This is a genomic window from Pseudoalteromonas sp. EB27 (assembly GCF_001974875.1).
Taxonomy (GTDB): Bacteria; Pseudomonadota; Gammaproteobacteria; order Enterobacterales; family Alteromonadaceae; genus Pseudoalteromonas.
Window position 1 is genome coordinate 178,512 of the sequence record NZ_MTQD01000007.1, and the last position, 11,995, is coordinate 190,506.

Below are 11,995 nucleotides of genomic sequence, written 5' to 3' on the forward strand. Positions count from 1 at the left end.
ACATGCTCAGGTTTAGTCTCGTCGGGCTAAACCAATGCGTGCCTTGCAGTGGCACACGATGTAAATAGGTTACGTTGTGTTAATGCGAGAATAAAACAATAAAATACGGAGTGCTTATGAATTATTTTTATTCATTACTGGAGGGTAACAATGACTATTTGGCTTAATGCAGGGATCATTTTTACCTTACTTGCCATTATCACTATTTTAATTAAATGGGGTAATGTTCGCGTAGTAGGTGTAACACCAGTTCGAACCTTTACGTTTATAGCAATACTATTTACTTCTGGCCTTGATGTTGGCCTTATCATGTTTCCTTTAACTGAGTTTGCAGGTTATGCAGACATAAAAGCAAGCCCAGAATACGCGTTTGCAAATCCACTGGCTATTGAGTTTGGCTACTGGGGATTTTTGATCTGGGGGTTTTACTTTCTTACGTGCTTTTATTTCTGTGTAATAGAACCTAAAGTGAAATTTTTCGAAATTCCTTGGGTTAAATTTATCAATAACGTTGTAATTATTGGTACATGTGCATTTACCGCTTATTTATTGCTTACAAACCTACCATGGTATTTACCCGAATTAGGTGATGGAACAAGTATAGTTTCTGAGTTTTATTTAATTGTGTTTGCAGCTATCTGTTTTGCTGTGTACTCAAGTACTGATATTAAATATGTACGTATTTTAAGTATTTCTACTACGTGGTTATTTTTAGTATTAATCGCCTTTATGTGGGCTGGCGCATTTGTGATCGGTGATAGTCAAATGTCAGCATTTACAGATAACTTAGGCTCTATTGGTACTTACTTTGCTAATATTAATGAATTTGTTTTACCACTTAATGATTACCATGAATTTTACTTATTTTGGTGGTTCGCATGGAGCATAATGATTGGTCAATTTACATCACGCTTTGTTGGTGGACTTAAAACATACCAAGTATTGGCTGCAATGTTGATTTTCCCTTCTATTCCTATCGCAATTTGGTTTAGTGTACTTTATCACTACCACGAAGCGGGCATTCCAACTCAAGGTATTAAAAACTTTGCTATGGTATTTGTAGGTATTGTATTTGTAATTAACTCACTCGATTCGTTAGTGCGTTTATATACAGATAACCTAAACTTTACCGTAAAGCGTTTTGGAAAAATGAAATACATAGTCGGAAACATTGTTGCTTTATCACTACTTACACTATTGTTTAAATTGGAATTTTTACAAATTCAGTGGGTAGGTGCATTAGTTATTGGCTTGTTCTTTATCTGTGCTGCTTTTATTGGTTACAGTAAATTTAAAACAGTAACGAATATAGATAGCTCACCAAAAGCAAACGAAATTGATTACACAAAAATTGACACAGTACACTAGGGATAAATAATGAATAACAAACTAAAACAACTTGCAGTAGCACTACCATTTGCGCTTTTATCAACAACTGCAGCTGCTGATTGGTCAACAACAATCACTGCAGCGTCTGACTACACTTTTAATGGTGTAACACAAACAGATAGCGACCCAGCCATTCAAGGTAGCTTGGACTATGCCTTTGACAGCGGTGTTTACGCAGGTGTGTGGGCTTCAAATGTAGATTTTGGTGACGACACTGATTTTGAACTTGATGCCTATGTAGGTAAGTATGTGCAACTTGATGAGCAATTTAGCGTTGACTACGGTATTGCTTATTACACGTACCAAGGTAATAACAGCGATGGAAACTACGCTGAAGCTTACACAAAATTTGGTTACGTAAGTGAGTACGGACAAACTGAGCTTAACTTTTGGTACAGCTGGGATTACTTTGGAACAGGCGCCGGTCATGTAATTTCAATGGTTGCTCACACTTATGAACTAGCTCCAAACCACGCACTACGCGCAAGTTTTGATATTTCAAATTCACTTGATGGCGATAAGTTTCAGTGGGATGGCGCTAAGGGTGATAAATCATACCACCACTATCGCTTGGCATACCAAACAAGCTACGAAGGTTTTGGTATTGAAGTGGCTGCTGAAAACACAAGCTTAGATTACGATTATGCTGATGAGCGTATCGTACTTGCTGTTTCTCGCACATTTGATCTTTAATACAATTATTACTGATTAAACAAAAATGCCACTCTATTTAGAGTGGCATTTTTATTTATAAACTAACTAACAATATCCCAAGCACTTGTACCCGATGCTGAAAGGTTACTGGTGTTATTGCGTAATACTTTATTACCTACATTAGCTGATGACTCAGGTCGGCTTACTAAATAACCCTGAACAGAACTCACACCCATTTTTTTAACAAGTTCAAACTGCCCTATTTCTTCAACGCCTTCAGCCACAATTTTAAGACCTAACTTTTTCCCTAGATCACTAATTGTATTTAATATGTCGTTGTATTTTTGGCTCTTATTAGCTTGAGATATAAACGAGCGATCAATTTTAATAACATCTATTGGTAAATCAGCTAATGTACTTAACGAGCTAAAACCTGTACCGAAATCATCAATTGCAATGGTAATGCCCTCTTCTCTTAATCTACTTAAGTCTTTAATTATTTTAGGGCTGGCTTTAATAAATGTAGATTCAGTAATTTCAAGCATCAGAGACGTAGCTGGTAAGCCGGTTTTTTTGAGCTTCTTCATTACCCAATCATAAATATCACGATGCTTTAATTGAATGCCCGAAACATTAACTGATATTTTCACTTTGCGCATACCTGCATTGTGCCATGCGGCCATCTGTCTACACGATTCAAGCATAATCCAATCGCCAAGCTCTAATATTAAATTAGATTCCTCTGCTATTGGAATAAATTCTGAAGGGGGGATCATACCCTCAACTGGATGATCCCATCGGGTAAGCGCCTCAAAATAATCAATCATACAATCTTCAACATGTACAATCGGTTGAAAAGATAAGTAAAAATCTTTACACGCGACCGCTAAACGCAGCTCTTCAAGTAAATAATGGTAACGGCGCATTTTGTTACCCATTTCTGGTGAGTAAACTTTAAATATCCCCTTACCATCGCTTTTAGCCCTATACATAGCCACGTCAGCTAATTGCAAAAGAGCCTGCGGCGTTGATGCACTTTCTGGATAAGCCGCAATACCAATGCTGGCACTAATTTTTACTATTTTGTTACCTAGCACAAAGTCTTTTTCAAGCTCACTAAGCACGTGTTTAGCAATTTCAACAACTCTGTCGCTATCATCAAGTAACTCTATAAAAATGGAAAATTCATCTCCTCCCAACCTCGATAAGTTTTGTTCTAATTGGTTAGCACTATTTATATTACTTAATTTATGGTGGCGTAGAACATTGGCAAGGCGAGTAGCAACTTGAACTAATATTTCATCACCAAAACTATGACCAAATGAGTCGTTTACTTGTTTAAAGCCATCAAGGTCGATAAACAGGAGTGCGCATTTGAGATCTTCTTGGTTAGCATGATTAATTTGTCTGTCGATATGTTCAATATAAGCATGGCGGTCAATTAACAGCGTCAGTTTGTCTTGGCATATACTGGTTTGTGTTTGTTTTACATAATTAGCAACATGCGTATTTAAACTATTTATAGATTGACCTAAGCTGCTTACACCCAAAGGGTTCTCAGCTGGTTTTACTTGCAAGTTAAATGCAGTTAATAAGCTATTGGCTTGAAGGTTAAGCTCTGCTATCTGATTTTTATAGTGGCGCTTTCTGCGCTCCCTACGTAAATACAAACCAGAACCGAATACTAAAATACATAAGAGTAAAAAGTTAATAGGTGATGCAAGCGTCATTACAATTAGCTTATTTGAATCAGCTGCTACAAACTGGGTCTCAGTGGTTTTAATAAGTAAATAATCGGCAGTAGGCTGCTCAATAATATAATGGCCATTCAAAATGGGGTTATACCAAGGAGCCATTTCAAGAGTGGTATTAGTTATTTCGAAACTTCGTATATCAATACTGGTATTAAATAAATTTATACGGTTGATCTGATTCGTTAACTCTATGTTTATACAAAAACAAAATAGAATTATAATTAGAAAAATAAAACCGAGCGGTTTAAGTTTACTCATAAAAAAAATCCATCTATTTTGCTTCTCCCATTAAACCCACCACCAAAAAACGAATTATATCGCCTGCATTTAGTACTAAGCAAGCATTGATATAATCCTAAGCCATTAGAATAACAAAAAACTGTAACAATAACGTATTAACTCACTCAATTTAATATAGTATAGGTGGGATTAACAAAAATAAACAAAAAGGTTTCAATTGTTTAAAATTTAATACATACCGTCAATAAGCTCTATAATTTTTCTTCAGCGTCAATCTAGGCCACACCATTACAGCCTTTAGTATCTGTCTTTGATAATCCTTTCTGACATTCCCGATGCTTTAATACAACATTTCCTAAAATTATTCTTCAACATCATGCCTTGTTAAAAAACCTAGGAATGTAACAATTATCGCAGATACAATTATTATTTTAATATTTAAAGCTGCCATGCATAGCTAACTTTTGTAAAAAATGTACGTTGATCTCGCTCAATATTTTTAAGAGAATCGTCTTGGTAGCCTCTATCTGAGTAACCCAAATAAAACAACGTTTGTGCATTAATTTTATATGAGTAAACAAGCTGACTACCATAGTCTTTGTTAATTTGGCTAACTTGATAAAAATAGGCGTTTTCGTCTCTATCAATGTCTTCAAATTGTAAAATTAATTTAAGAATTGAACGCATACTAAATTTATAATGAAGTCTAAAATCGACTAGGTTAGCAGTAAATACACGATCCCCTTGCGGATTATCTAATTGGCTGTAGTTATGTTTTACATCGAGTTGCCAATGGTCGTTAATGTCCCACACAACTTGGGTTTGAGTGTCAAACGCATCGCCTAGTTGCTCATTTGCATAATCAATGCGGCTAGCGTATTCAATATATAACGAAAGCTTTAAATCTTTAGTGGGTTTAAAACCGGTGTAAATAAAACCAATATTTTGATTATAAAAATTGCCATTATAGTTTTCATAGCGATGTACTAAACCAATTTCAAAAATAGATTGTTTTTGACCTTTGAAGCTTAAAAAGCCCTCGTGTTCTTCTTCAAGTAAGTCGCCATTTTGCGCCCACGTTTTATCCCAGTCAGCTTCGTATGACCATGAGGTAAGTAAATCAGATTCATCTCTGTACCATGTTTGTCCACCACCAAAGCCTACTTTTTCATAATCTACTTTAGCTTGATAACCTAAATCAGTGCGATAGTCCTGCCCAATATTTTCATACGATGCAAACAATTTGTAATCACGTTTATCGCGCGTAAGTTCCAGGGCATATGCTTCATCTGACTGAGTTTCAGATAGGTTATAATTTTGAATTAAAAATTCAGAGTTACGTGTATCAGCAGATGATACTTGATACAAAAGAGTGTCCGATTGATTAAACCAGTAGCTACCGTCCACTGATAATACAGTGTTGTGATAGTCATCACTTTCTCTGTGCGTGCTTGAAATACCAATAGTACCTTGCTGACCTAAGTCATATTGATAACGCCCAGCAGCCGCATTCGTTTTTTTGTTTAGGCTTGCAAAGCCTGAGCCCTGATTCGTTGGCAGTAAAATATTACTATTATCATCATCAGCGAGCATTAAAGCATAACTATGGTCGCCCGTTTTACCGGTTAGCTTTGCACCTAAAGTAGGCTCTGCAATTGTACGTGTATATAAAAGTTCAAATAAGCTGCTTTTAAAGTAAGAAGCACCATCTAAAAAGAAAGGACGTTTTTCGGCGTAATAAATTGAGAAGGTTGTATTTACATCGAGCTCTAAAGAGTCTGTTTCTACTTGCGAAAAATCTGGATTGATCGTCGCATTTAAAACAGCGTCCTTGGTTAAACCCCAGCGCAAATCTAAGCCCACTTCGGTATCTATATCGCCATTATCCCAATTACCCGGTAATTCAGATTTATTATCGTTACGAAGTGCAGTCAATGTAGGTGTTAATTGAATATTTTTACTCGATTCAATATCGCTAAAACCCACTAACTTATCAAACTGACAAAGGCTACATTTTATATTTCTATCAAACCCCATATTTGATAGCTGATATAAAACATCACGTTGATAGTTTCTCATGACTGAAAAACCCCACGTTAGCTCTTTTTCATTTTCAGGAAAGCGCAGTGCCATAAAAGGAATACGCATTTCAACAACGTAACCTTGCTCGTTAATTTGTCCCGCGCTATCCCAAATAGCATTCCATGAGGTATCTGAGCTCCACCCATCGGTGTCGGTCATTCTTATATCGCCTTGTGCACCAAGGGGATTCACATGAAATTCATAACCACTGCGTTCATCATTAAATGTATCAATAACAAGAATAACTACGTCGTCTTCCCACAGCGTATCGCGGTCACGAAGTGATGCACGAATTTGCTCAGGGTTTGGATCCTCTGCAATAAAGGCAACATATAAGTTTGTGCCATCTTCGTAAATAAAAGCATCAGTTTTTACAGGAGGTGTGCCTTTTTCGTTAGGCTCATCTTGGTAGAGTAGAGGTATACGTGTCGCGTTTTTCCAGTGCGCTTCATCCATAACACCATCAATAGTGATATTTGAATCAATACGAGATAAGGGTACTTGCTGTTTACTAGCCGCTACATCAAGGCTTGAGAGTAATAAAACGAAACTTAAAAATAGGAAGGTAAACTTTTTTATTATAGTTATAAAGTACTGCATAAACATCCATTTAGACTGTAATTACTCATAGGGAGTAACTTAAGCTGGGGATTGTAATTTATCCAGGTACATTTGTTAATACTTTGAAATGAAAAATTAACTATTTAATGATAAAGGAGTAACTAATGTTACCCATCAAGTTTCGAGTAGTTTAAGCTTATTGTCTATGCCATTCCATACATCAGCGTCCTCTGGTGCAGGTTTAACCTCTGTAATGCGCGGCCATACCAATGCGAGTTCAGCATTTAATTCTGTGAACTCTTTTTGAGATTCTGGTAGCTCATCTTCTTGGTATATTGCATCAGCTGAACATTCAGGGACACATAAACCGCAATCGATACAATCAATCGGGCTAATAGCTAAAAAATTAGGGCCTTCAAAAAATGCATCTGCAGGGCACACTGATACGCAATCGGTGTACTTACATTTTATACAATTTTCGGTGACTACAAACGCCATACTATTTTAATACCTAAGATTTTAAACAACAGTTGTGGATCATACCCATCCACCCCAAAAATACAATAAATAAGTGCCATATCACCCTATTTTAACGTAAAATACGCGCCTTATGTTTGCACACCCATTGTGCCCTGCATTCCCTTATTGTGAGCGGTAATAATACCCCGCTATGACACCTAAAAGAGATATAAATGATACGTTTAACCGAAATAAAGCTGCCACTTGATCATGACGAAGATGCAATTGGTCAAGCAATTGTAAATAAACTAAAAATCCAACCAGAACAATTGCACAGTTTTAATGTGTTCAAACGTGGTTATGACGCACGTAAAAAATCAGCTATTTTACTTATTTATACACTCGATATAGAAGTTGATAACGAAGCCAAGCTACTCTCAGCATTTGAAAAAGACCAACATGTAAAAGTAGCGCCAGACACAAACTATAAATTTGTAGCCCAAGCCAGCGAAAATATAACAGAGCGCCCTGTCGTTATTGGTTTTGGCCCTTGTGGTTTATTTGCAGGCTTATTACTTGCTCAAATGGGTTTTAATCCCATTATATTAGAGCGCGGTAAAGAAGTACGTGAACGTACAAAAGACACGTTTGGTTTTTGGCGTAAACGCACACTTAACACAGAATCAAACGTACAATTTGGTGAAGGCGGCGCAGGTACGTTTTCAGACGGTAAGTTATACAGCCAAGTAAAAGATCCAAAACATTATGGTCGTAAAGTAATAACTGAGTTTGTAGAAGCTGGCGCACCAGATGAAATTTTATACGTAAGTAAGCCACATATTGGTACATTTAAACTTGTCACCATGATTGAAAAAATGCGTGCTCGTATAATCGAACTCGGTGGTGAAATTCGCTTTAGTACACGTGTTGACGACATTCATTTAGATGATGGGCAAGTAACAGGCTTAACGCTTTCAAATGGCGAGCAGTTAAATACTCGCCATGTTGTATTAGCTGTAGGTCATAGTGCTCGTGACACGTTTGATATGATCCACAAAAAAGGCATTTATGTTGAAGCAAAACCTTTCTCAGTCGGTTTTAGGATCGAGCATAAACAATCAATGATCGATGAATGTCGTTTTGGTACAAATGCTGGTAACCCTATTTTAGGCTCTGCCGATTATAAACTTGTTCACCATTGTGATAATGGTCGCACAGTTTACAGCTTTTGTATGTGCCCAGGCGGTACTGTTGTAGCGGCAACGTCTGAAGAAGGCCGCGTTGTTACCAACGGTATGAGCCAATATTCACGAAGTGAGCGCAACGCTAACAGTGCTATTGTTGTAGGTATTTCTCCAGAGCAGGATTTCCCGGGTAATCCTCTTGCTGGTATAGACTTACAGCGCAAACTTGAAGAACAAGCGTATGAGCTTGGTGGTAGCAACTACGATGCACCAGCACAGTTAATTGGCGACTTTTTAAAAGGTAAATCATCAGAAAACTTAGGTGAAGTACAACCTTCTTACACACCCGGTATTAAGTTAACTGATTTAAGTAAGGTACTACCGCAATTTGCTATTGATGCTCTTCGCGAAGCTATACCTGCGTTTAATAAACAAATTCGTGGTTTTTCTACTAACGACGGTTTATTAACCGGCGTTGAAACACGTACTTCGTCGCCAATCAGTATTAAACGCGATAAAACGTTCCAAAGCATTAATACTAAAGGGCTTTACCCTGCAGGTGAAGGTGCAGGCTACGCGGGCGGTATTTTATCAGCGGGCATTGATGGTATTAAAGCAGCTGAGGCGGTTGCGCTGTCTATGCTAGAAAACGCTTAAACCTCTTTTTTAAGCTGTTTATCGAAAAGCCTCACATTGTGAGGCTTTTTTGTGCTAAATGTATAGAAAATAATAACAACTTAAGCACCTCAACAATGATCAAAACATTTACCTTTTCGTTGCTTAGTGTATTGGCAATTTTTAACGCTAAAGCACAAGAACTAAAAACCATCGATGAAATTCACAGTGCATATAAAAATAATTCTATTAATGCACAGCAACTCACCCAAAATTATATAGACCGAATTAATAAACTTAATCCACAATATAATGCAGTTATTAGTCTAGAGCCTACAGCACTTGCTCAAGCTAAAACGCTAGATGAACTTGCCACTAAAGGAACTTGGGCTGGACCATTACATGGAATACCTGTACTTCTTAAAGATAATATTGAGACTAAAGGCACACTTCCCACAACGGCTGGCTCTTTAGCACTTAAAAATAACGTTACTAATAATGATGCTTTTGTTGTTAAACAACTACGTAATGCAGGCGCTATAATTTTAGGCAAAGCTAATTTAAGTGAATGGGCAAATTTTCGTTCATCCTATTCATCTTCAGGCTGGAGTGCCGTAGGCGGACAAACACATAATGCGCACGATGTAACACGTAACCCATGTGGTTCTAGCGCAGGTTCTGCTGTTGCAGTAGCACTTAACTTTGCGCCCATAGCATTAGGGACTGAAACAGACGGTTCAATTACGTGCCCTGCCTCAGTAAATGGAGTTTATGCAATAAAACCGAGTATGGGCCAAGTATCACGCTCAGGTGTTGTGCCTCTTTCAAGTAGCCAAGATTCAGTAGGGCCGATGGCGCATTCACTTAAAGATTCGCTACTGGTTTTATCTGTTTTGCAAGGTGAGGACTCTCTTGATACGACAACTACAGGGTTTGAATTAAAAACAGGTAATCTAAAATCAAAATCATCACTTATTATTGGTGCGCTACCTAGCGATAAATTTACAATTGAAACGCAGCGCCTTTATGCCAAGCAGTTACAAGCATTAAAACAGGCTGGGCACACTATTATTAATGTAGATATTACTGACAACTTAGATACGCTATTTGTTGATGAATACTATATTTTACTTTACGACTTCAAAGCCGAAATTAATCACTACCTCGCAAGCACTCCAACACAAGTGGCTGTTAAAAGCCTAAAAGCACTTATTAATTTTAATATTCAAAATAAAAATACAGAAATGCCCCACTTTGAGCAAGATATCCTAGTTCAATCGCAGGCTATTGATTTAACTAACAAACAAAAATACCAGGAGACTAAAGACCGCTATCGCACTTTAGCAACGACAGCCATTGTTAATGTGTATAAAAACAACAAGCTTGATATTGTTATAGCGCCTACAGTATCACCGGCCTGGAAAACAGACTTAGTTAATGGTGATAATTTTAATGGCAGTAGTAGTTCGTTATCTGCTATTGCAGGCACAACACACATAACCCTACCGGTCGGAAAAGTAAGTGGTTTGCCGGTTGGTTTATCCATAATAGCAAATAAAGGGGACGAGCAAGCGGCTTATGAATATGCAAATACTATTGATGAGGTGTTATCACCAGGCACAAAAAAACCTGAGTAAACTCAGGTTTTTTTAACTAAACGGCGTTAACTATGACTTTTTAAGTGACAGTTTTTCGCCTTTTAAGCTTTTGCGAACGCTTGAAATACGTGAGCGATTTACTGCTCTCGCTTCACCAGTTGCTTGTCCTGATAACTTGTTAGAGCGTGTACGGCGTAAATGCGCTGGTTTTTTACCAATTTTATCAATTAGTACTTCACGGTTACTTACTTCGTAACCTTCTAGATATACACGTTTGATTTTTTGACCGATTAACGTTTCAATTTCAAACAAGGTGTTTTCTTCTTCGCGGCTAACAAATGAGATTGCTTGACCTTGGCGACCAGCACGACCTGTACGGCCAATACGGTGAACGTAATCTTCTGCAAGCCATGGTAAATCAATATTAATTACACGAGGTAAACCATCAATATCAATACCACGAGCTGCCACTTCTGTAGCCACTAATACGCGCACTTTGCCTTCTTTAAATTCACGTAAAGCACGACGACGGTTACCTTGAGATTTATCACCGTGGCAAACGCCTGCCGGAATACCATCAAGATTAAGCTCTTTAACAAGCTCGTCAGCGGTTTCTTTCATGTTTACGAAGACAAGCACTTGTTGCCAGTTTTTCTTACCAATCAATTCAGAAAGTAGCTCTTGCTTACGACGTTCTTCAACTGGGTAAACAACATGCTCAACGGTGCTTGCTGTACTGTTAGTTTGATCAACACGCACTATTTCAGCTTGTTTCAATACTTTAGATGCAAACTGTTTAATTGCTGCAGGGAAAGTCGCTGAGAAAAGTAAAATCTGGCGCTCTTCTGCACAGCTTTTAATAACGTTTTGCATATCTTCAATAAAGCCCATATCAAGCATACGGTCAGCTTCATCAAGAACAAGGTGCTTAACACTTGCAAGGCTCAAGTTACCTAAACGAATATGATCAAATAAACGACCTGGCGTTGCAACAACAATATCTACACCTTCTTTTAAAGCATTTGCTTGGCCTGCAGTGCTAACACCACCAAATAAGCTAACGACTTTAAGTGATGTATGCTTTGCAAAATCTCTAAAGTTATTTGCAATTTGTTCTGCAAGTTCACGCGTTGGAGCAAGTACTAATGCATGAGGTGCATTAGTTGTGCTGAGTTCAGACTCAACCAATTTTTGGATGATAGGTAAAGCAAACGCGGCTGTTTTGCCGGTACCAGTTTGTGCACTGGCTAAAACGTCTTTACCTTTACGAACAGCAGGAATTGCTGCGCGCTGAATGGGCGTAAGGGTGTGATAGTTAAGTTCGTCCAACGCCTGGATGATTTCAGGAGCGAAACTAAAAGATTTAAAATTCATGCTGTATAACCTACGGCCACATTATCAAGGGTCGCAAATTATACAGTAAAAACGAGCTAACAGTTAGTCATAACTTATCTTTTAA

Annotated in this window: 8 protein-coding genes; 4 read left to right on the forward strand and 4 right to left on the reverse strand. The window is 37.7% G+C overall.

Annotation, left to right across the window (positions count from 1 at the left end):
• The first annotated feature begins 150 nt into the window (after positions 1-150).
• Positions 151-1,368, forward strand: coding sequence for a BCCT family transporter (locus BW142_RS09850; RefSeq protein ID WP_024599928.1), 1,218 nt, complete (start codon positions 151-153; stop codon positions 1,366-1,368).
• Between the two features lie 9 nt (positions 1,369-1,377).
• On the forward strand, positions 1,378-2,082 hold the full coding sequence (locus BW142_RS09855) for a TorF family putative porin (protein WP_076924762.1): 705 nt from the start codon (positions 1,378-1,380) through the stop codon (positions 2,080-2,082).
• A 62-nt stretch (positions 2,083-2,144) separates the two neighbouring features.
• Here BW142_RS09855 and BW142_RS09860 read toward each other — a convergent pair whose 3' ends face one another.
• From BW142_RS09860 to fdxA, 3 genes are all read right to left on the reverse strand, one after another.
• Entirely contained in the window at positions 2,145-4,055 is a 1,911-nt protein-coding gene (locus tag BW142_RS09860; protein ID WP_076924763.1) for a bifunctional diguanylate cyclase/phosphodiesterase, read from the reverse strand.
• 420 nt (positions 4,056-4,475) lie between these two features.
• Positions 4,476-6,719: a carbohydrate binding family 9 domain-containing protein gene (locus BW142_RS09865; RefSeq protein ID WP_076924764.1), complete on the reverse strand. Its 2,244-nt coding sequence runs from the start codon at positions 6,717-6,719 to the stop codon at positions 4,476-4,478.
• A gap of 135 nt (positions 6,720-6,854) precedes the next feature.
• Entirely contained in the window at positions 6,855-7,178 is a 324-nt protein-coding gene (fdxA, locus tag BW142_RS09870; protein WP_024599924.1) for a ferredoxin FdxA, read from the reverse strand.
• A gap of 194 nt (positions 7,179-7,372) precedes the next feature.
• Here fdxA and BW142_RS09875 point away from each other — a divergent pair, with 194 nt between their 5' ends.
• Both BW142_RS09875 and BW142_RS09880 read left to right on the forward strand, forming a co-directional pair.
• Entirely contained in the window at positions 7,373-8,980 is a 1,608-nt protein-coding gene (locus tag BW142_RS09875; protein WP_076924765.1) for an NAD(P)/FAD-dependent oxidoreductase, read from the forward strand.
• A 95-nt stretch (positions 8,981-9,075) separates the two neighbouring features.
• Entirely contained in the window at positions 9,076-10,575 is a 1,500-nt protein-coding gene (locus tag BW142_RS09880) for an amidase family protein (RefSeq protein ID WP_083707571.1), read from the forward strand.
• A gap of 30 nt (positions 10,576-10,605) precedes the next feature.
• Here the strand turns inward: BW142_RS09880 and BW142_RS09885 are convergent, their stop codons facing one another.
• Positions 10,606-11,910: a DEAD/DEAH box helicase gene (locus tag BW142_RS09885; RefSeq protein WP_002958629.1), complete on the reverse strand. Its 1,305-nt coding sequence runs from the start codon at positions 11,908-11,910 to the stop codon at positions 10,606-10,608.
• Positions 11,911-11,995: the final 85 nt, after the last annotated feature.

What these genes read in the sequence shown, in the direction of transcription:
- BW142_RS09885 (WP_002958629.1), bottom strand. Translation starts at nt 11,910, where the DNA reads ATGAATTTTAAATCTTTTAGTTTCGCTCCTGAAATCATCCAGGCGTTG.
- BW142_RS09880 (WP_083707571.1), top strand. Translation starts at nt 9,076, where the DNA reads ATGATCAAAACATTTACCTTTTCGTTGCTTAGTGTATTGGCAATTTTT.
- BW142_RS09875 (WP_076924765.1), top strand. Translation starts at nt 7,373, where the DNA reads ATGATACGTTTAACCGAAATAAAGCTGCCACTTGATCATGACGAAGAT.
- BW142_RS09860 (WP_076924763.1), bottom strand. Translation starts at nt 4,055, where the DNA reads ATGAGTAAACTTAAACCGCTCGGTTTTATTTTTCTAATTATAATTCTA.
- BW142_RS09850 (WP_024599928.1), top strand. Translation starts at nt 151, where the DNA reads ATGACTATTTGGCTTAATGCAGGGATCATTTTTACCTTACTTGCCATT.
- BW142_RS09855 (WP_076924762.1), top strand. Translation starts at nt 1,378, where the DNA reads ATGAATAACAAACTAAAACAACTTGCAGTAGCACTACCATTTGCGCTT.
- fdxA (WP_024599924.1), bottom strand. Translation starts at nt 7,178, where the DNA reads ATGGCGTTTGTAGTCACCGAAAATTGTATAAAATGTAAGTACACCGAT.
- BW142_RS09865 (WP_076924764.1), bottom strand. Translation starts at nt 6,719, where the DNA reads ATGCAGTACTTTATAACTATAATAAAAAAGTTTACCTTCCTATTTTTA.